Annotated in this window: 17 protein-coding genes and 1 pseudogene; 10 read left to right on the top strand and 8 right to left on the bottom strand. The window is 60.1% G+C overall.

What is annotated here, in order from left to right; genetic code table 11:
* Window positions 1–44 precede the first annotated feature (44 nt).
* A complete protein-coding gene (locus ACA072_RS25430; RefSeq protein WP_007894425.1) occupies window positions 45–374 on the top strand; it encodes a DUF1820 family protein in 330 nt (109 codons plus the stop codon).
* Between the two features lie 130 nt (window positions 375–504).
* Here ACA072_RS25430 and ACA072_RS25425 read toward each other — a convergent pair whose 3' ends face one another.
* The 4 genes from ACA072_RS25425 to ACA072_RS25410 all read right to left on the bottom strand — a co-directional run bounded on the left by ACA072_RS25425 (window position 505) and on the right by ACA072_RS25410 (window position 4,038).
* Window positions 505–1,059 carry a tetratricopeptide repeat protein gene (locus ACA072_RS25425; protein ID WP_461955846.1) on the bottom strand — a complete coding sequence of 185 codons (555 nt, stop codon included), beginning with the start codon at window positions 1,057–1,059 and terminating at the stop codon, window positions 505–507.
* A gap of 226 nt (window positions 1,060–1,285) precedes the next feature.
* Complete coding sequence (gene hemL / locus ACA072_RS25420) at window positions 1,286–2,569, bottom strand: glutamate-1-semialdehyde 2,1-aminomutase (protein ID WP_497621346.1); 1,284 nt, start codon at window positions 2,567–2,569, stop codon at window positions 1,286–1,288.
* A gap of 15 nt (window positions 2,570–2,584) precedes the next feature.
* Window positions 2,585–3,208, bottom strand: a complete 624-nt coding sequence (gene thiE, locus ACA072_RS25415; RefSeq protein WP_497621344.1) for a thiamine phosphate synthase — start codon at window positions 3,206–3,208, stop codon at window positions 2,585–2,587.
* A gap of 32 nt (window positions 3,209–3,240) precedes the next feature.
* On the bottom strand, window positions 3,241–4,038 hold the full coding sequence (locus ACA072_RS25410; RefSeq protein WP_219096044.1) for a hydroxymethylpyrimidine/phosphomethylpyrimidine kinase: 798 nt from the start codon (window positions 4,036–4,038) through the stop codon (window positions 3,241–3,243).
* A gap of 421 nt (window positions 4,039–4,459) precedes the next feature.
* Between ACA072_RS25410 and ACA072_RS25405 the strand changes: the two genes are divergently transcribed.
* The 4 genes from ACA072_RS25405 (at window position 4,460) to ACA072_RS25390 (ending at window position 10,961) form a co-directional block, all read left to right on the top strand.
* The gene (locus ACA072_RS25405) at window positions 4,460–6,844 is read left to right on the top strand and encodes a hybrid sensor histidine kinase/response regulator (protein ID WP_497621341.1); all 2,385 of its coding nucleotides are present in this window, start codon (window positions 4,460–4,462) and stop codon (window positions 6,842–6,844) included.
* Window positions 6,845–6,916: 72 nt separating this feature from the next.
* The gene (locus ACA072_RS25400) at window positions 6,917–8,566 is read left to right on the top strand and encodes an acyl-CoA dehydrogenase family protein (RefSeq protein ID WP_497621340.1); all 1,650 of its coding nucleotides are present in this window, start codon (window positions 6,917–6,919) and stop codon (window positions 8,564–8,566) included.
* Between the two features lie 187 nt (window positions 8,567–8,753).
* Window positions 8,754–10,253 (top strand): AMP nucleosidase, encoded by a 1,500-nt coding sequence (gene amn / locus ACA072_RS25395; RefSeq protein ID WP_461955841.1) that lies wholly within the window; start codon window positions 8,754–8,756, stop codon window positions 10,251–10,253.
* Window positions 10,254–10,325: 72 nt separating this feature from the next.
* A complete protein-coding gene (locus ACA072_RS25390; RefSeq protein ID WP_497621338.1) occupies window positions 10,326–10,961 on the top strand; it encodes a pseudouridine synthase in 636 nt (211 codons plus the stop codon).
* Here ACA072_RS25390 and ACA072_RS25385 read toward each other — a convergent pair.
* The gene (locus ACA072_RS25385) at window positions 10,956–11,165 is read right to left on the bottom strand and encodes a DUF2788 domain-containing protein (protein ID WP_438661370.1); all 210 of its coding nucleotides are present in this window, start codon (window positions 11,163–11,165) and stop codon (window positions 10,956–10,958) included. The two genes, ACA072_RS25390 and ACA072_RS25385, sit on opposite strands and share 6 nt — an antisense overlap.
* A gap of 211 nt (window positions 11,166–11,376) precedes the next feature.
* On the bottom strand, window positions 11,377–11,856 hold the full coding sequence (locus ACA072_RS25380) for an Lrp/AsnC family transcriptional regulator (RefSeq protein WP_007894448.1): 480 nt from the start codon (window positions 11,854–11,856) through the stop codon (window positions 11,377–11,379).
* A gap of 435 nt (window positions 11,857–12,291) precedes the next feature.
* Here ACA072_RS25380 and ACA072_RS25375 point away from each other — a divergent pair, with 435 nt between their 5' ends.
* Window positions 12,292–13,323, top strand: a complete 1,032-nt coding sequence (locus ACA072_RS25375; RefSeq protein ID WP_497621335.1) for a DUF6515 family protein — start codon at window positions 12,292–12,294, stop codon at window positions 13,321–13,323.
* On the opposite strand, the gene ACA072_RS25370 is transcribed toward ACA072_RS25375, so the two are convergent.
* Complete coding sequence (locus ACA072_RS25370) at window positions 13,308–14,213, bottom strand: cation diffusion facilitator family transporter (protein WP_497621334.1); 906 nt, start codon at window positions 14,211–14,213, stop codon at window positions 13,308–13,310. The genes ACA072_RS25375 and ACA072_RS25370 overlap by 16 nt on opposite strands.
* A gap of 29 nt (window positions 14,214–14,242) precedes the next feature.
* Window positions 14,243–14,662 (bottom strand): periplasmic Zn2+ metallochaperone PmcY, encoded by a 420-nt coding sequence (pmcY, locus tag ACA072_RS25365; protein WP_259156072.1) that lies wholly within the window; start codon window positions 14,660–14,662, stop codon window positions 14,243–14,245.
* Between the two features lie 110 nt (window positions 14,663–14,772).
* Between pmcY and ACA072_RS25360 the strand changes: the two are divergent.
* The 4 genes and pseudogenes from ACA072_RS25360 to hrpB form a co-directional block, all read left to right on the top strand.
* A pseudogene (locus ACA072_RS25360) lies at window positions 14,773–14,844 on the top strand (DEAD/DEAH box helicase); the annotation flags it as partial.
* A gap of 95 nt (window positions 14,845–14,939) precedes the next feature.
* A complete protein-coding gene (locus tag ACA072_RS25355; RefSeq protein ID WP_497621333.1) occupies window positions 14,940–15,941 on the top strand; it encodes a hypothetical protein in 1,002 nt (333 codons plus the stop codon).
* Window positions 15,935–16,687, top strand: a complete 753-nt coding sequence (locus ACA072_RS25350) for a hypothetical protein (protein WP_497621331.1) — start codon at window positions 15,935–15,937, stop codon at window positions 16,685–16,687. Before ACA072_RS25355 ends, ACA072_RS25350 begins: the two co-directional genes overlap by 7 nt.
* Window positions 16,688–16,757: 70 nt before the next feature.
* Window positions 16,758–19,277: an ATP-dependent helicase HrpB gene (gene hrpB, locus ACA072_RS25345; RefSeq protein ID WP_497621330.1), complete on the top strand. Its 2,520-nt coding sequence runs from the start codon at window positions 16,758–16,760 to the stop codon at window positions 19,275–19,277.
* Window positions 19,278–19,361: the final 84 nt, after the last annotated feature.

Below are 19,361 nucleotides of genomic sequence, written 5' to 3'. Positions count from 1 at the left end.
GTTCGCGCCCTCATTTTTATCCCCCGATGTGTTGCCCGCCCACCATGACCAAACGTGAAGCCCCAATCTACAAGGTGATTTTCCTCAACCAGGGCCAGGTGTACGAAATGTATGCCAAGCAGATCTATCAAAGTGATCTGTGGGGCTTTTTGGAAGTGGAAGAGTTCGTCTTTGGCGAGCGCACGCAAGTCGTCGTCGATCCGAGCGAAGAGAAGTTGAAAGCTCAGTTCGAGGGCGTGGTGCGCAGTTTCGTGCCGATGCATTCGATTGTGCGTATCGACGAAGTGGAACGCCTGGGCACACCGAAAATCAGCGAAGCCCGCGGCGCGGTCGGCAATGTCATGCCGTTTCCGATGCCGATGCCTGAGAAGTAAGCTTCAAGACCGAGTTGTCCCCATTCGCGAGCATGCCCGCTCCCACAGTAGACCGAGTCCTTATGTTGGAACGCGGTTAAATGTGGGAGCGGGCTTGCTCGCGAAGGGGCCAGTCGAAACAAAGCAGGAATCAGGGAAGAGGCGAAAACGGCGTACGCCCATCGGCGCTCTGCAATTCCATCAGATATTTACGGAAGATTTGCCCCAGCACCTGGGTGGCGACTTCCAGATCTTCGCGCGGCATCTTCTCGGCGACTTCATCTGCCGTATCCAACGCATCTTCAGCGCCATTGACCGCGGCCATTTTCAGCACGATATACGCCTGAACGTTATTGGCCGGCACGCCTTCGCCGTGGAAGAACATGGTGCCGAGTTTGAATTGCGCCTGGGCGTGACCTTGCAGCGAGGCCTTTTCGAAGTAGCCCAGGGCTATCTTGAGGTCGCGCGGGGTGTTTTTGCCGTCGTAGTAGAACTCACCCAACTCGTATTGCGCTTGCGCATCCCCTTCATCCGACGCTTTCTGGCAGGCGGCGAGCGCTTGCGTCAGGTCTTGCGGCTGAGTATTGAGGGTGCAGCGACCCATCGCTGGGATTAACAACGAGTTGCCGCCTGCTTGTGCGAGCGCGAGCAGGGGCTGAAGGAGCAACAGGCAGCCCAGTGAAAGGGCGCGGCCGGTGCGGTTCATGGGAATCGACTTACCTCTGAAGGGCGCGCGGACCCATCGAGGGGATCCAATAAGCGCGCATTATGAAATAAGCAGGGCCAACCTTACAAAGTCTTTACTCGTTTTTCTGCTGCGCGGGGAATATATCGCCCCATTTGCGGAGGATTATTAGCAGAAGCACAGGAATAAGGGGGGAAATCCAGGTAAAAGCTGACGCTGGCAATCGCCAACGTCAGCGGGCACAACGTTATTTCAGTGCGGCGAATGCACGTTCGGCGGCATCCAGCGTCAGTTTCAACTCTGTTTCGCCATGAGCGATCGAGGTGAAGCCGGCTTCGAAAGCGCTTGGCGCCAGGTACACGCCGCCTTCGAGCATCAAGTGGAAGAAACGACCGAACAGCTTGGCGTCGCTGGCCATCACGTCATCGAAGGTCACGATGTCATCGGCACCGCTGAAGTACAGGCCAAACATACCGCCGGCCTGCGTGGTCACGAACGGAATGCCCGCGGCATCGGCGCGCTGTTGCAGGCCATCGAGCAGGCGGCTGGTGTAGTCGCTCAGCTCGTCGTGGAAACCGGGGCGGCTGATCAGACGCAACGTGGTCAGGCCCGCAGCCATCGCCAGCGGGTTGCCCGATAAGGTGCCAGCCTGATACACCGGGCCCAGTGGCGCGATGTGCGACATGATTTCGCGCTTGCCGCCGAAGCAGCCGACCGGCATGCCACCACCGATGATCTTGCCGAAAGTGCTCAGGTCCGGCGTCACGCCGAAGTGCGCTTGGGCGCCGCCGAGGGCAACACGGAAACCGGTCATCACTTCGTCGAAAATCAGCACCACGCCGTGCTTGTCGCACAGGGTCCGCAGGCCTTCGAGGAAACCTGGCGCCGGCGGAACGCAGTTCATGTTGCCGGCCACCGGCTCGACGATGATGCAGGCCACGTCGTGGCCGACGTCGGCGAGCATGGCTTCGACCGCGTCGATGTCGTTGAACGGCAGAGTCAGGGTGTGCTTGGCAAAGTCCGCCGGCACGCCGGCCGAGCTCGGCACGCCTTGGGTCAGGGCGCCGGAACCGGCCTTGACCAGCAGGCTGTCGGAGTGACCGTGGTAGCAGCCTTCGAACTTGATGATGTTGTCGCGACCGGTGAAACCACGGGCCAGGCGGATGGCGCTCATGGTTGCTTCGGTGCCGGAGCTGACCATGCGCACCATTTCCATCGACGGCACGATCGAGCAGACCAGGTCGGCCATCTCGGTTTCCATCGCGGTCGGGGCGCCGTAGGACAAGCCGTGTTCCAGCTGTTTACGCACTGCGTCCAGCACATCCGGATGGCTGTGCCCGAGAATCATCGGGCCCCAGGAGCCGACGTAATCCACATAACGCTTGTCGTCTTCGTCAGTGACGTAGGCGCCTTCCGCGTGTTTGAAAAACAACGGCGTGCCGCCCACGCTTTTGAATGCGCGAACAGGCGAGTTCACGCCACCGGGGATGTGTTTCTGGGCATTGGCAAACAGGGTTTCGGAACGAGACATGATCGGGCTCTCAAATCAGATTTTCAGTAATTCATTAAAGGCGCGGGCACGGCGCGTCACTTCAGCGGTGCTGTCGGCACCAAACAGACCATGCACCACCGCCAGCAAGTCGACCCCGTGGGCCACCAGCGGCGCGGCATTGTCCAGGGTGATGCCGCCAATCGCACAGATCGGCAGGTGCAGTTTGCTGCGGGCCTGGTCGAGCAGTTCAAGACTGCACGTCGGTACGCCGGGTTTGGTATTGGAATTGAAGAAGCGACCGAAGGCGACATAGCTCGCGCCTTCCTTGGCCGCTTGTTCGGCGAGTTCGAGTTGCGCGTGGCAGGTTGAACCAATGATCGCCTTGGAGCCGAGCAGGGCGCGGGTCGGAGACAACGGGCCATCGGTCTGGCCCAGGTGTACGCCAACGTTTAAGCGAGCGGCCAGCTCGGCGTCGTCGTTGATGATCAGCTGAGTCTTGTAGCGGTCGCATAGATCGCGCAGGGCTTCGGCCTCTCGCAAACGCCGGGCCTCGTCGCTGCTCTTGTCGCGGTATTGCAGCAGGGTGACGCCGCCTTCCAGCGCCGCCTCCACGTACGAGAGAAATTTACCGGCCAGCAACTGGCTGTCGGTAATGGCGTACAGGCCACGTAGTTTCATCGGACAAGCCTCACCGCAGTGCGAATAGAAAGTTACGAACAGAAATCCAGCGGCAGGCGACGCGGCACGAACTGGCCTTTGCCCAACTGCTCTGCATCACGCAAGGTACGCCAAGTGTAGTTAAGCGCGGTCTGCACGGCGCTGGCGAGATGTTCACCTTGGGCCAGACGACCGGCGAGGGCGCTGGCCAAGGTGCAACCGGAGCCGTGATAACTGCCAGGCAGGCGTTGGCAGGTAAAGGTTTCGCGGTGACCGTCGCGGCTGTACAGGCGATTGTGGATTTCGTGTTCGTCGCCATGACCGCCGGTGATCAGCAGGTGTTTGACGAACGGCAGGAGTTTTTCAGCGCACTCGTCCGCGGTGCCTTCCGGCAGTTCGGCGAGGATGCGGGCTTCGGGAAGGTTAGGGGTGGCGATGATGGACAGGGGCAACAGGCGTTCGCGCATGGCGTAGCCGACTTCATCCTTGCCCAGGCGTCCGCCGCCACCAGCGCGCAGCACCGGGTCGCAGACCACCGGCAAGTGCGGGTGCGCCGAGAGCAGTTCGACGACAGTGTCGACCATCTCCAGGGAACCGAGCATGCCCAGTTTCACGGCAGCGACTTCGGAGTCGTTGAGCACGGCGTTGGCCTGGGCCAGCACCCACTCGCGGTCGAGCACGCGAAAGTCAGTGACGTTGACCGTGTCTTGCACGGTCAGGGCGGTGACGGCCGGGGCCGCATGACAACCCTGGGCGAGCAGGGCTTCGATATCTGCCTGCAAGCCGGCGCCACCACTTGGGTCGTGGCCGGAGAGACAGAGGACAACGGGGCGAGAGCTGTAGATATTCATGGTGCGCGAGCTTACCACCAGACGACCGACGAGTCATGAGACGGACTTGTAGCAGCTGGCGCAGCCTGCGTTCGGCTGCGGAGCAGTCGTGTAATCAGGCAGTGCGGTATGTCCGGTGATCCGTGTATGCCGGTTTTACGACTGCTTCGCAGCCGGACGCAGGCTGCGCCAGCTGCTACAGGAATGGGTGAAGCGGCCGATGCATTGTTACAAGCTGACCGTATAAATCGATCCGCCCCAATACTGCCGCTGGAACGCCCGTACTAGAGCCTTTGCAGGAAAAATTTCAATGGTGCTCAATGGCCATCAACGGCTATGCTAGAGTGGATCCAAACCAATAACATGTAATACCGGTTTTACGTCTACTCAAAGGGAATGAGGGGCTTCCTGAGATAACCGGACAGGCCACGCTGGGGCTTAAATGCGCTATTTGCTGATATTGCTGTTGTGCTTGCCCCTCATGGCGAGCGCCGTCGAATTCGATGAATTCACTCAGAGCCTTCCCTTGGGCCGGGCCCTGCAGGTGTACGAAGACGCGGGCGGTCAAGCGACCATCGCCGATGTTCGTGCGCAAGCCGCTGCCGGTAACTTCAAGCCCCATGATAAAGCCACCCTCAACGCCGGTTATTCACGTTCGGCGTTCTGGCTGAAAATCGATCTGCATTACCGTCCGAGCAACCCGGCGGCGCAACGGACCTGGCTGCTCGAACTGGCCTATCCGCCCCTCGATCACCTCGATCTCTACTTGCCCGATGCTGGCGGTGATTTTCGATTGGCCCGGCAAACAGGTGATGCGTTGCCGTTCGCCAGTCGCGAACTGCGCCAGAACAACTACCTGTTCGATCTGAATTTCACGCCAGACCAGGCGCAAACCGTGTACCTGCGCCTGCAAAGCCAAGGGTCTATCCAGGCGCCGGTGACCTTGTGGTCGAGCACCGCTTACCTCGAAGAACAGCCGGTCCGCCTTTATGTGCTGGGGCTGATCTACGGCGTGTTGTTGGGGATGCTGGTCTACAACCTGTTCATCTACCTCAGCGTGCGCGACACCAGCTACCTCTATTACATTTTCTACATCGCTTCATTCGGCCTGTATCAGCTGTCGGTAAACGGCGCAGCCGTGGAATATTTCTGGCCGGACAATCCGTGGTGGGCCAACGCCGCGACGCCGTTCTTCATCGGTTGCGCAGGACTGTTCGGCAGCCAGTTCGCCCGTAGCTTCTTGCAGACGGCCAGCTACGGTCGCTGGCTCGACCGTTTATTGTTGGCGCTAATTGCGTTCAGTGCGGTGGTGATCGGGTTGTCATTGATGGCCAGCTATGCCCTGGCCTTGCGTCTGGCGACAGCCTTGGCGCTGGTTTTCACCGTGGTGATTTTCATCGCCGGTTTGTGCGCCTGGCTGCGAGGCCTGCGGGTGGCGCGGTATTTCATCATCGCCTGGTCGGCCTTCCTGCTCGGCGGCATCGTCAACACCATGATGGTGTTGGGTTACCTGCCGAACGTGTTCCTGACCATGTATTCCAGCCAGATCGGTTCGGCCATCGAAGTGGCGTTGCTGTCCCTGGCCCTGGCCGACCGCATCAACGCCATGCGCGAGCAGCAGGCGCAGACACTGTTCGATGCCGGTCAGAAGCTCGAAGTGCTGAACCAGCAACTGGCCCACAGTAACAAGCTCAAGGACGAATTCCTCGCCACCCTGACCCACGAATTGCGCACGCCCATGAACGGTGTGATCGGTTCGCTTGAATTGATGCAGACCGTCGAGATGGACCCGGAACTGGAGCAATACCAGCAAACCGCCGCCGGATCTGCGCGGGACATGATGCGCATGGTCAACGGCATCCTGACCCTCACCGAGTTGCAGGCCGGCAAGCTCAAGGTCAGCCCGGCAACGTTCAGTCTGCGCGGCGTGGTCGAGACCTTGCGCGCGCAGTTCGAGGGCAATGCTTCAAGCAAGTCGCTGGACTTCAAAGTCGAAGTTGCGCCCGGCCTGCCGGATCGCTTGAGCGGTGACAGCGCCAAGCTGGCGCAATGCCTCGAATGCCTGCTGGACAACGCCATCAAGTTCACCCGGGTCGGCGGGCTGGCCCTGCGCGTGACGGGCAAACCGGTGGAAAACGGTCGGGTGTCGTTGTCGTTTGCGGTGATCGACACCGGCATCGGCTTCACCGATCTGGGCGAGGCGACGATGTATCAGCGCTTCTTCCAGCTCGACGGTTCCATGACCCGCGAATACGGTGGACTGGGGGTTGGCCTGGCGATCTGTCGGCAACTGGTCGAATTGCTCGGCGGGCGCCTGACCCATCGATCCGAGCCAGGCAGTGGTAGCCGCTTCCAGTTGGACGTCGAGTTCGAACTGCCCGTGGTCGAGCGGCCGGCAGTGCCCTTGATGACCGGCGCGTTTGCGCGCCTTCGATTGCCCCAGGACTGCACGGTGCTGCTGGTGGATGACAACAGCATCAATCAATTGGTGATGCGTGGCATGTTGCTCAAGCTCGGGTTCCGGGTACGCGCTACCGACGGCGCAGCCGCCGCGCTTGATCTCTTGCAGAGAGAAACCTTCGACGCGGTGCTGCTCGATTGTCAGTCGCAGCCGCAGGGTGGCAGCTCCCTTTGCTGCCAGATCCGCGCCTTGCCGGGCTGCGCCGAATTGCCAGTGTTCGTGATTGCAGCGAGTGCCGATCGGGAGCGCTGCCCTACCGGCGCCTTGATCGACTACCTGAGCAAGCCGGTGAAATTCGAGGATTTGCAAGCGGCGCTGTATCGGCGGGTACTGTGTTCGGGGCAAGGCGAAAGCGCCGACATTTAGGCGGGTATGACACTTTGTTCGGTCAGGGGGCGGTGCTTAACTGAACGCCTGGCTGACCAAAGGAGCCCCGTCATGAACCTGCATCAGTTCGCTGAAACCCACGAAGTCACCAACCAGCCACCGTCGCTGGACGGCACCAACCTCTACCGCATCGACCTGCCCTTGCAGGAGTGGTCGCGGCGTTTTGGTGCCGGTTGGGCCGAGTCGCGGATCGACGCGTATGGCGCACTGGCCGGCGGGCCGCTGATGGAAGCAGGGTTCCTGGCCAATCAGAACAAACCGGTGTTCGTCAGCCATGACCGTTATGGCCATCGCATCGACCTGGTGGAATTTCACCCGGCCTATCACGAGTTGATGCGCACGGCGGTCGAACACGGTCTGACCTCGTTGCCCTGGGCGGATCCGCAACCCGGTGCTCATGTGGCTCGTGCGTCCATGACCTATCTGCACAGCCAGGCCGAAGCCGGAAGTGGGTGCCCCTTGACCATGACCTTCGCCAGCGTCCCGGCGATGCGTTTGCAACCGGATCTGGCCAGGCAGTGGCTGCCGAAAATCCTCTCGACCGAATACGACCCGCGCAATGTCGGCATGGCCCATAAGGCCGGGGTCACCATCGGCATGGCGATGACCGAGAAACAGGGCGGTACCGACGTGCGGGCCAATACCACCAAGGCGTACCCGGTTGGTGCGAGCGGCCCGGGCCAGGCCTATGAGTTGGTGGGGCACAAGTGGTTCTGTTCCGCGCCAATGTGCGATGCCTTCCTTACGCTGGCGCAGACCGACAAGGGTTTGACCTGTTTCCTGCTGCCGCGCCATCGCCCGGACGACACGCGCAACCAGTTCTACATCCAGCGGCTGAAGAACAAACTCGGCAATTGCTCCAATGCCTCCAGCGAGGTGGAGTTCCGCGGGGCGCTGGCGTGGATGGTCGGCGAAGAAGGGCGCGGCGTTCCGACCATCATTGAAATGGTTGCCATGACTCGCTTCGATTGCATGGTCGGTTCAAGCGCCTTGATGCGTCAGGCGCTGACCCAGGCCAGCCATCACTGCGCACACCGTATGGTCGGCGGCAAGTTGCTCAGCGAACAGCCGTTGATGCAGAACGTACTGGCCGATCTGGCGTTGGAAAGCGAAGCGGCTCTGGCCTTGAGTCTGCGAATGGGCAAGGCGCTGGATCATCTGGATGACAGCCATGAAGCCAAATTCGCCCGGCTGGTGACGGCGGTGGGCAAGTACTGGATCTGCAAGCGCGCGCCGGCAATGATCAATGAAGCCGCCGAATGCATGGGCGGTGCGGGCTATGTCGAGGAAAGCATCCTGCCGCGCCTGTACCGTGAGGCGCCGGTCAATTCGACGTGGGAAGGTTCCGGCAACGTGCAATGCCTGGACGTGCTGCGAGCGTTGTCGAAGGAACCGGGCGTGCTTGATGTGTTGTTCAGTGAGTTGGGTGATGGTCATGGCGATAAACGCTTGGCCGCGCACATCGGCCAGTTGCAGGCGGCGTTCAAGGACACCGGCGACATTCAATACCGCGCGCGACAGCTCACCGAAGACATCGCGCTGGGGCTTCAGGCCAGGCTGTTGGTGGAGGCCGGCAACTCGGCGGTCAGCGACGCATTCATCGCCAGCCGCCTTGGCTCGGCCGGTCGGGTGTATGGCGCGTTGCCGCGTGGGCTGGAGGTGGAAGCGATTGTCGCCCGGTCCACGCCTCAAGAGTTTTGACCACGGCTTCGTGAACGACACTGAGCACATGTGGGAGCGGGCTTGCTCGCGAAGGCGGACTGTCAGCCAGCAAATCTGTTGAATGTTGAACCGCTTTCGCGAGCAAGCCCGCTCCCACAATGGATCTGCGCTGGACTTGGCATTTGTGTAACAACCGCTGTTCCCGTGAAGCGATGATGCAGGCAAGATGAAGCTCTGCAAGTCAGAACACAGGATGCTGATCGTGACCGAAGCTTTTATTGTCGTTCAAACCGCCGAGCAAGCCGTGGACCGGCTTGCGCTTTTGCACAATCGTGCAACCACCGCGCTGAACCAGGCGCTCAAGCGTTATCTCAAGGACCGAGTTGAACCGGACGCCGAACAGCGTGCGATGTTTCGTTATCCCGAACTGCGTCTGACTTACCACTGCCAGGGCGAAGTCCCGCAGACCACGCGCGCCTATGCCAAGGTTCAGTTGCCGGGAACCTACAGCGTCACCGTCACCCATCCGGCGGCTTTCCGTAAATACCTGCTGGAGCAACTCGTGCCGTTGATGCACGACTTCACCGTGACTGTGGAAGTCGGCATCAGCCAGCAAAACATTCCTTATCCATACGTGGTCGAGCAGGGCGATGAGCTGGCCGGTTCCGGCGTCACCGCTGCCGTGCTGGCGCGGGTGTTCCCGAGTACAGACCTGTCGGCCGCGACCGACGGCATTGCCGATGGTCTGTACGATTGGGAAAACACCGATCCGCTGCCACTGGCGCTGTTCGATGCCGCGCGAGTGGACTTCTCGCTGCGCCGTCTGGTGCATTACACCGGCAGCGACTGGCGTCATGTGCAGCCGTGGATTCTGTTGACCAACTACCACCGCTATGTCGACCAGTTCATCGTCCATGGCCTGGAACAGTTGCGCAGCGACCCGCGTTTCGTTCGCATGGTGTTGCCGGGCAACGTGATCATCGAAAAGAGCATGGACCACGGTGAGGCCTCGGCCATTGCTGCTGGTGTGGTTTGGCACCGCTATCAAATGCCGGCCTATCACCTGATCGCAACCGATGGCCATGGTGTGACCCTGGTGAACATCGGCGTCGGCCCGTCCAACGCCAAGAACATCACCGACCACTTGGCCGTGCTGCGTCCTCATTGCTGGCTGATGATCGGCCACTGCGGCGGCTTGCGTCAGTCGCAGACCATTGGCGACTACGTGCTGGCTCACGCCTACATGCGTCGCGACGGGATTCTCGACCGGGTTGTGCCGCCGAACATTCCAATCCCGGCCCTGGCCGAAGTGCAGATGGCCTTGCAGCAAGCAGCGGCCAACATCACCGGCGAGAAGGGCGACGAGCTGAAGAAACGCCTGCGCACCGGCACCGTGTTGACCTACGACGACCGTAACTGGGAATTGCGCTGGGCTCAGGAACGTCCGCTGATCAACCTGTCTCGCGCCGTAGCGGTGGACATGGAAAGCGGCACCATTGCGGCCCAGGGTTACCGCTTGCGGGTGCCGTACGGCACGTTGCTCTGCGTTTCGGACAAACCGCTGCACAGCGAAATAAAGCTGCCGGGTTCGGCCAACGCCTTCTACGAACGTGCGGTCAGCCAGCACTTGAAGATCGGCATCGAGGCGGTGGATCTGTTGCGCACCGAACTCAACTCGCTGCACTCGCGCAAACTGCGCAGCTTCGACGAGCCGCCGTTCCGCTAACGGTTTGTCATGGTCATTTGGCGGTCGGGGCACTAGCATTAGCAGCCCTGACCGTTAGATGTTCCTTTTCCCATGTCTCGTCCTCCACGTCCCGTTTCTCGCCGCCCTGGCCCGAACAACCCGCCATCAGCCCCGCGCCGTGTCGCCAAAGCGCCACCGGCCGAGCCGAAGCTGATCCTGTTCAACAAACCGTTCGACGTGCTGACGCAGTTCAGCGACGAAGGAGGGCGGGCGACGCTTAAGGATTACATCGAGATTCCGGGGATTTACCCGGCAGGACGGCTGGACCGTGACAGTGAAGGTTTGCTGCTGCTGACCAACGATGGCCAGCTTCAAGCGCGAATCGCCGACCCGAAACACAAATTGGCCAAGACTTACTGGGTGCAAGTGGAGGGCGAACCGAGCGCTGAACAGTTGCAGCGTTTGCGTGACGGCGTCGAACTCAACGACGGCATGACCCTGCCGGCCGAAGCGCGGCAACTGGATGAGCCTGAGCTGTGGCCTCGCAATCCGCCGGTGCGCTTTCGCAAAAGCGTGCCGACCAGTTGGCTGGAATTGGTGATTCGCGAGGGGCGCAACCGTCAGGTACGGCGCATGACGGCGGCAGTCGGCTTGCCGACGTTGCGGCTGGTGCGGGTGAGGATTGGCGACTGGACGATCGAAGGGCTCGATCAGGGCCAGTGGAAGGAAGTGCCGGCGCGCTTATAACGCGCCGGATTCGATCAGGCCGATCACCACGCTTTTGATCACGAACGCGGCCACACCCAGCCCCAGTACGGAGAACAGAATGATCGAGCCAAAGCGTCCGGCTTTGGATTTCTTCGCCAGGTCCCAGACGATGAAACCCATGAAAATGATCAGAATGCTGACCAGTCCGGTCATCATCCACTCTTCGAATACGGCAGGATCCATTGAATTTCTCCAGCGCGGGTGGGGATAAAAGGCGCTGGAGTATACGGCATGGAGGAGTGGTGGAAGATTGACCTGCGGCAGTGTGTCGCAGCTATTCGTCGCCTGTGCCGGCCCCTTCGCGGGCAAGCCCGCTCCCACAGGTTTTGTGTCGGTCACACTATTGCGATCAACACTAAACCTTGTGGGAGCGGGCTTCCCCGCGAAGGCGTCCTCAGCTACGCAAATGAGTCAACGGCAACTCAGTACTGTTCAACACCTGATTCAACACAAAACTCGAACGAACGCTGGTCACCCCTTCAATCCGGGTCAAGTGCCCGAGCAGCAGCTTTTGATAGTGATCCATGTCTGGCACGACGACTTTAAGCTGATAATCCGCATCCATCCCCGTGACCAAACTGCATTCCAGCACCTGAGGCAACGTGCGAATCGCGGCTTCAAAGTTCTCGAAACGCTCCGGCGTATGTCGGTCCATGCCGATCAGCACGTAGGCAGTGAGGCTCAAACCGAGCATCTTGCGATCCAGCAGCGCCACCTGGCGAGTGATGTAGCCGTCGTCTTCCAGTTGCTTGACCCGGCGCGAGCAAGGCGAAGGCGACAGGCCGATGCGTTCGGCCAGCTCCTGGTTAGAGATGCGCGCGTCACGCTGCAATTCCGCCAAAATGCTCAAGTCGTATCGGTCGAGTTTGCTCATCAATCAGGCCTTTGTCATAACTATTGCGGCAGATTATCTATCCAGGGTTAAAAATTGCGCAAGTGATGTTTAATTGAGCAATCTTCGCAATCCTCTGCCGACGCCTGCGGCGTATTCTTATCGCCAGAATCACTGCTCGGACAAACAGTCCACAGCCGCTCGCCGAATCAAGCCAGCGGCGGCCGCCACCCCCACCGGGGATGTGCCGGCCCCCGAGCTACACACTGTCCAGAAGACGGCGTGAGGTGAGCCGACGTCATAAGCGTCGAGCACGGACGAAGTTCTCAAAGGGAGGCCGACGGGTCTCCCTTTTCTTTTGCCTGGAATTTGTAGGCAGCCCTCAATAAATAAGTTGCGCGACTGATAACCTGTTGCAGAACCGCCCTGTACTTTCCCAGTCTTACGTACAGGCTCTAACCCGCAGTGAGGAAAAGCATGAAGTCGCGCATCTGGCGTTTGGCCGGTGTTGGTTTGCTGTGTGTAAGTGTCACTGCGCAATCGCTGGCCGATGATCAGCAAAACCGTGGCCCCGAAGGCGGACAACGTGGATCGGACGGCCATCAGGGCAACAATCAGGGGCATGGCGGCAATAATCAGCCGCGCCCGCAGAACAACGACATCATTCGTGGCGACAACAGCCGCCAGTTCGAGCACAACGGCCAGAATCAGAACAACCAGAATCAGAACAACGGCCAGTGGCAGAACCGTCAGCAGCCCAACTACAACAATCCTGTTCGCCCACCGCCGCCACCGCCGCAGCTACCGGCCAATGACCTGCCGATCCAGGGGCGGCCCGACACCGTGCGCCAGACCCAGGAGCCGCAGCGTGGTTATTATCAGGACGTTCCGCGACGCAACGATTACAACCAGCACTGGCAGAACAACGGTTCGCGTCCCGATGATCGCCGTTGGGCCGGTCGCCCGGACGGGCACGGTAATGGCTGGGGCCCCGGCCCGCAGTATCGCCCGGGTCATGTGATCGACCGCTTCCCGGACCGTGACTACCGCGTGCCTTATGGCGGTCGGGATTATTTCTATTCCGGCGGCTACTGGTATCGCCCGCAAGGCCCGCGTTATGTGGTGGTTCAACCGCCGCGCGGGATTCGGGTCAGCTACTTGCCTGACTACGCACGGGAGGTGTGGATCGGCGGGGCGCTGCTGTTCCTGGCGGCGGGTTCGTATTACGCCTATCAGGAAAACACTCAGGACTACGTGGTGGTCGAGCCGCCGATGCAGTCGCAACCGCAACCGGTCAGCAACAGTTACGACGTGGAGGCCTATCCGGCTAACGGCCAGTCGCCGGAGCAGGTCAACCAGGACGGTTACGAGTGCTATCAATATGCGGTGCAGCAGAGTGGCTTCAATCCTCGGACGGCCACTTACCAGCCAGACCCTTCGGTGGTGCAAGCTTACCGACAGGCCCAGGGCAATTGCCTGAGCAGTCGCGGTTATCAGGTTTCCTTCTGAGTCCTTGCCGCCAGTACCACTTCCTGCGGGTCGGCGTGCACCAGCACTTCGGCTCGCGGGTAGGCGGCGTGAATCGCGTCAGCGGCCTGATCGCTGATGCCGTGGGCGACTGACAGGGTCAGATCCCCTGGCAATTCCAGATGCAATTGCACGAACCATTGATTGCCGGAAATTCGCGTGCGCAGGTCATGCGCGCCCAACACCCCCGGAACGCCGCAGGCCAGTTCGAGCATGTGCTGGCTGACATCCGGCGGCAGCTCCTCATCCATCAGCACCGTAAAGCTTTCCCGGGCGATCTGAATTGCGCTCCAGAAAATGTACGCAGCGATTCCCAGCCCGAACCAAGGGTCGACCTGATGCCATCCCAGCCCGGCCAACACCAGCGCCAGCAGAATGCTGCCATTGAGCAGCATGTCCGAGCGGTAATGCAGGGAGTCGGCGCGCACCGCGTTGGAACCGGTGGCCTTGACCACCCGATGTTGCAACATCAACAGAGCCAGGGTCAGCACCAGGGAGAACACAATCACCCCAATGCTGATCCACGGCGCGCCCACCGGTTCCGGATGTTTCAGCCGCTCGATCGCCTGCAAGGCAATCAGCACCGCACTGCCGCCGATGAACAACGCTTGCGCCATGCCCGCCAGCGACTCGGCCTTGCCATGCCCGTAACGGTGATCGTCATCGGCCGGGCGCAAGGCGTAATGCACCGCCAGCAAGTTGAGCAGCGAGGTAACGCCGTCGAGTGTCGAATCGGTCAACCCGGCGAGCATGCTCACCGAACCGCTCAACCACCAGGCGATGGCTTTGGCGACGATCAGCGTACACGCCACCGCCACCGAGGCGCGGGTCGCCAGCCGCAGCAGGCGGGCGTGTTCGGAGCTGGAGATCATAGGTGCGGCTATTCCTTTACATGCACGGGTTACGCGGCAGGTTGCAGGCCGAACATGGCCAGTTGCTGGGCGCTGCCCTTGTGTTGAATCAGGCGAGGGTCGTCCAGCGGAAAGCTGCGGCCCAGCTCGGTTTCGAGAATGGTCTGCAACTTGTGGTTATCGACTTTGCCATCGGCGCCGATTGCTTCCTTGAGTTTTTCCGGAGCCACCTGCGCGGTGTGGCCAGGCTCGAAATAGATCGCGCCAGTGGCGAAGTCCACGGCAAACGCGATCAGGCCGGGAATGATGTAGAACAGCAGACCCACGGCATCCAGCGCCGCAATGGCCGGGTCGATCTTGCCGTCAATCTGCCCACGGCGATCGGGGTAGAAAATCGATCCGCAAGCGGTCACCTGGGTGAGCAGGGTGGCGACCAAAACACCGCCAATCAGGCGAAAGGGAACACGCATAGGAAATCTCCTGAGTCATTTGGTAAACGAAGGGGCGTCTATATGAATTAGGACCGTGATTAACGCCAAGCAGTTCGCCGTTATACTCGTCGCTCTGTTTTGGAGCCAGCATGATTTCTCTGCCGATTGATGAAGTTTTACCCGCCCTGCGTGAAGCCTTGGCGACACGCCTCGACGATGTACACGGCGTGCACTGAGTCTAAGCTTTGGTAACGCAATTATTGAACAGTAACATTTGGCCTGTTACTGTGCATTAAATGTGTTATCAGGCGGCAAGATGAAGACCACCAGGCAAGAGATTCAAGACTACTTCGAATCGATTTTCGGGATTAAACCCGAGATCAAGCGCTGGGGGAAAACCAAAGGTTTACCGTTTTATCTCCTGGACGAATACGCCTTCGACATCGTGACGCTCTACGACCAGCAATGCCTCGTATTGCTTGCTAACGAGCCTTTCGAAAACGTTGCGACGATCCGCAAGCACATCGAAGTTCTGCAAAAAATGGTGGGTCACCCGATACTTTATGCAACCGGCGCACTTAAATCATATGAAAGAAAACGCCTCATCGGGTCTGGGGTTCAGTTTGTAGTGCCCGGCAATCAACTCTTCGCTCCACAGCTTGGAATGGATCTGCGTGAGTTTTTTCGCAGCAGGCAAGTTGATAAACAAATCATGGGGCCGGCGAGCCAGGCATTGCTTATCGCGGCTATCAGCCGAGGGTGGGATAAGGGCTTTTCCTTTCGAGGCGCAGACCTGATGGGAGGGGAGGCGTACTCGAAAATGACAATGTCGAGAGCGATGAAAGAATTTCAATCGTTCGGATTGATAGAGCCGGCCTCGAATGACAAACCGCCTCGCTGGCGCTTTGTTGCGACGCCAGAAGTCATCTGGGAAAAAGCCCTTCCAGCGTTGCAAAACCCGGTGAAACGGGTGACGTATTCTGATTGGTCCCCTTTGGTGCAGAGAGCGGCTGGTCTGTCTGCGCTCAGCAAAGCTTCCATGCTCGGGGAGCCCCCGCTACCGATCATCGCGTTTTCCAAAGAAGAGTGGGACCTGGAGGTCAGGGGGGGCGGCCGCAAAGAAGTCGGTCGATTTGATGATCCCGTTTTTGAGGTCGAAATATGGAGTTACTCTCCCGACCACATTCTTGGCAAAACCTGTGTTCCAGTGTCGAGCGAAAGTGTGGACCCTCTGTCTCTCTACCTCAGCTTAAAGGACGACGCAGACGACAGAGTCCAGATCAGCCTCGATGAAATGATGGAGAAGGTAGAGTGGTAAAAGGACTGGATACCTTTCGCGGAGCCTTCGCCGGCTATGTGGATCGTTATGTACTCATCGGCGGCGTTGCAGCCAGCCTGACACTCGAAGACGCAGGCATCACGTTCCGGGCAACCCGGGATCTGGATATCGTCCTGATCATTGAAGCCTTGGATGACGTGTTCGGAAGTGAATTCTGGGCGTTCGTAAAGCGCGGCGGTTACACGGAGCGTTACGAACTTGATGGGCCGACAAGGCGCTACAGATTCGGCAACCCCACTGATGACAGCTACCCCGTTCTTCTAGAGTTATTCTCACGGGCTCCCGAAGGTTTATCGCTGCCGGAAGGTGCTCATCTGACCCCTGTCCCTGTAGACGGTGAGATGTCCGATCTGTCTGCAATTTTGCTCGACGAGGCTTATTACACGTTCATAGTCGAGGGGCGCAACGACGCAGCGGACCTTTCCTATATCGGTGTCGATCGACTGATCCCGCTTAAAGCACAGGCATGGACCAACCTCAGCCGCCCGGAGTGCGCAGAGCCAAATGCTAGCCGCAAAAGCAGTAAACACCTGAAGGATATTGTTGTTTTGTCCCGTCTTCTTTCTGCGGATTCAGAGTTTGATCTGCCCGAAAGCATCGCAGAGGATTTGCGGCAGTTTCTGGATGTCATGCCCTCACTGGAGGTGGACATGAAAGCCATGGGGCTTCGTGGAGTTACTATGGCTGGAGTCGCGGAACGCGTACGGACAGCGTTCAAAATCTAGATTATGAACGCCCGGTTACAGTGGGCTGTAAGCTTCACCGTTATACTTCCCGGCTTGTCTGGGAGCCAGCATGATTTCTCTACCGATTGATGAAGTTTTACCCGCCCTGCGTGAAGCCTTGGCGACACGCCACGAAGCCGTGCTCGAAGCACCGCCCGGCGCCGGTAAAACCACCCGTGTTCCGCTGGCCTTGCTCAACGAGCCGTGGTTGGCCGGGCAAACCATTCTGATGCTTGAACCGCGCCGTTTGGCGGCGCGGGCAGCGGCGGAGCGTCTGGCCAGTGAGCAGGGGGAGAAGGTCGGTGAGACTGTCGGCTATCGCATTCGTCTCGACAGCAAAGTCGGCCCCAAGACCCGTATCGAAGTGGTCACCGAAGGCATCCTTACACGCCGCTTGCAGGATGACCCGGCACTCGAAGGCGTTGGCCTGCTGATCTTCGACGAATTCCATGAGCGCAGCCTCGATGCTGATCTGGCATTGGCCCTGAGCCTGAATGGCCGGGAGCTGTTTCGCGACGATCAACCACTGAAAATCCTTTTGATGTCTGCAACCCTGGAGGGCGAACGCCTGGCCGGGCTGCTCGACGACGCGCCGATCCTGCGCAGTGAAGGTCGCATGTACCCGGTGGCGATGCGCTGGGGCCGGCCGTTCCAGCCAGGTGAGTTCATCGAGCCGCGTCTGGTGCAGACGATTCTTGAAGCCTTGAATGATGAAGCCGGCAGCGTGCTGGTGTTCCTGCCGGGACAGGCGGAAATCCGGCGCGTGCATCAGCAATTGGCTGATGCGCTAGGCGAGAACACGCAGGTGTTGCTCTGCCCGTTGCACGGTGAACTGGACCTCGCCGCTCAACGCGCGGCAATCGATCCGGCCCCGGCGGGCAAGCGCAAAGTGGTGCTGGCGACCAACATCGCCGAAACCAGCCTGACCATCGACGGCGTGCGCGTGGTGATCGATGCCGGGCTGGCGCGGGTGCCGCGTTTCGATCCCGGCAGCGGCATGACCCGGCTCGACACCCAGCGTATTTCCAAAGCCAGCGCCACGCAACGCGCCGGCCGGGCAGGGCGCCTTGAGCCGGGCGTGTGTTATCGGTTGTGGTCGCAGGATCAGCACGAGCAACTGGCAGCCTATGCCAGCGCAGAAATCCTCTCGGCCGATCTCGCCGGTCTGGCCTTGCAGCTAGGGCGCTGGGGCGTGACACCGACGCAATTGGTGTGGCTCGACGTACCGCCCGCCGCCGCTTATGCACAGGCTCAGGATCTGCTTGATCGTCTGGGCGCATTGGACGGCGAAGCGCTGACTCGTCACGGTCAGGCCATGGCTGAACTGCCGGCGCATCCGCGCATCGCGCATTTGTTGTTACGCGGCCAGGCGCTCGGTTTGGCCGACATGGCTTGCGATGTCGCGGCATTGCTCGGCGAGCGGGACATCTTGCGTGGCGCTGGGGCGGATCTGCATAGCCGATTGGTCTTGTTGTCTGGCGAAGAACGCGCTGCTCGCGGTGCTCAGGGCGGCGTGCAGCGCGCCCGGCAACTGGCGCGGCAGTATCGCGGTTACCTGCGCGGCAAAGCGTCGGAGCCGGTGAGCGATCCGGATCATCCGCGCTGGCTCGGTGCGTTGCTCGCGTTGGCCTACCCCGACCGCGTCGCCCAACAACGTCGGTCCGGTGGCGCGGAATATCGTCTGGCCAACGGCCGAGCGGCGTTGTTCGCTGACGCGGACAGTTTGATGAAGCAAGCGTGGTTGGTGATTGCAGATCTGGGCAGTCGTCAGGGCCAGCGTGAGGAACGGATTTATCTGGCGGCGGATTTCGATCCGGCGTTGTTCGATTCGGTGCTGGCCGAGCAAGTGCGCGTGGTCGATCAACTGGATTGGGATGAACGCGAAGGTGTGTTGCGCGCCGAGCGTCAGCGCAAGGTCGGTGAATTGATCCTCAGCCGTGAACCGCTGACCGGACTTGATGAAACCGCTCGCAGCCAGGCGCTGGTGAATCTGGTTCGGCGCAAGGGGCTGGAGCTGTTGCCGTGGACCCCGGAGCTGCGTCAGTGGCAGGCGCGGGTGGCGTTGTTGCGCCAATTGGACCTTGCCGGCAAGAGCGAGAGTGAGTGGCCGGATGTCAGCGACGCCGCGTTGCTCAAAAACCTCGAACACTGGTTGATGCCGTATCTGGGCAAAGTCTCGCGGCTCAGTCATTTCGCCAACCTCGACCTGTCGAGCATCGTCCACAACCTGCTGCCCTGGCCGCTGCCGCAACGGCTGGACGAGCAGGCACCGCATCATCTGAGCGTGCCATCGGGTTCATCGATTCGACTGGATTACAGCGAGCAGCCACCGATTCTGGCGGTGCGGTTGCAGGAGTTGTTTGGCCTCGCCGAAACCCCGCGCATCGCCGGGGGCCGGCAAGTGGTGAAGCTGCATCTGCTGTCCCCGGCGCGGCGGCCGGTGCAGGTGACCCAGGATCTGGCAAACTTTTGGCGCAGCACGTATGCCGAGGTGAAGAAGGATTTGAAGGGGCGGTATCCGAAGCATTACTGGCCGGATGATCCGTTGGTGGCTGAGGCTACGGCGCGGATCAAACCGCGTAAAAGTTGAAGATCAAAAGAACGCAGCCTCGTTTCACTCGACAGCTGCTACAAGGGATACGAGGCACATGTAGCAGCTGTCGAGTGAAACGAG

The organism is Pseudomonas sp. LBUM1656, assembly GCF_059716065.1.
This window is presented reverse-complemented; position numbering and strand designations above follow the sequence as displayed.

Excerpts from the sequence above, each read along its gene's own strand:
- ACA072_RS25425 (WP_461955846.1), bottom strand. The coding sequence starts at position 1,059 with ATGAACCGCACCGGCCGCGCCCTTTCACTGGGCTGCCTGTTGCTCCTT.
- ACA072_RS25355 (WP_497621333.1), top strand. The coding sequence starts at position 14,940 with ATGAAGACCACCAGGCAAGAGATTCAAGACTACTTCGAATCGATTTTC.
- ACA072_RS25370 (WP_497621334.1), bottom strand. The coding sequence starts at position 14,213 with ATGATCTCCAGCTCCGAACACGCCCGCCTGCTGCGGCTGGCGACCCGC.
- ACA072_RS25375 (WP_497621335.1), top strand. The coding sequence starts at position 12,292 with ATGAAGTCGCGCATCTGGCGTTTGGCCGGTGTTGGTTTGCTGTGTGTA.
- ACA072_RS25390 (WP_497621338.1), top strand. The coding sequence starts at position 10,326 with ATGTCTCGTCCTCCACGTCCCGTTTCTCGCCGCCCTGGCCCGAACAAC.
- ACA072_RS25380 (WP_007894448.1), bottom strand. The coding sequence starts at position 11,856 with ATGAGCAAACTCGACCGATACGACTTGAGCATTTTGGCGGAATTGCAG.
- hrpB (WP_497621330.1), top strand. The coding sequence starts at position 16,758 with ATGATTTCTCTACCGATTGATGAAGTTTTACCCGCCCTGCGTGAAGCC.
- amn (WP_461955841.1), top strand. The coding sequence starts at position 8,754 with ATGAAGCTCTGCAAGTCAGAACACAGGATGCTGATCGTGACCGAAGCT.
- thiE (WP_497621344.1), bottom strand. The coding sequence starts at position 3,208 with ATGAAACTACGTGGCCTGTACGCCATTACCGACAGCCAGTTGCTGGCC.
- hemL (WP_497621346.1), bottom strand. The coding sequence starts at position 2,569 with ATGTCTCGTTCCGAAACCCTGTTTGCCAATGCCCAGAAACACATCCCC.
- pmcY (WP_259156072.1), bottom strand. The coding sequence starts at position 14,662 with ATGCGTGTTCCCTTTCGCCTGATTGGCGGTGTTTTGGTCGCCACCCTG.
- ACA072_RS25430 (WP_007894425.1), top strand. The coding sequence starts at position 45 with ATGACCAAACGTGAAGCCCCAATCTACAAGGTGATTTTCCTCAACCAG.
- ACA072_RS25410 (WP_219096044.1), bottom strand. The coding sequence starts at position 4,038 with ATGAATATCTACAGCTCTCGCCCCGTTGTCCTCTGTCTCTCCGGCCAC.
- ACA072_RS25405 (WP_497621341.1), top strand. The coding sequence starts at position 4,460 with ATGCGCTATTTGCTGATATTGCTGTTGTGCTTGCCCCTCATGGCGAGC.
- ACA072_RS25385 (WP_438661370.1), bottom strand. The coding sequence starts at position 11,165 with ATGGATCCTGCCGTATTCGAAGAGTGGATGATGACCGGACTGGTCAGC.
- ACA072_RS25400 (WP_497621340.1), top strand. The coding sequence starts at position 6,917 with ATGAACCTGCATCAGTTCGCTGAAACCCACGAAGTCACCAACCAGCCA.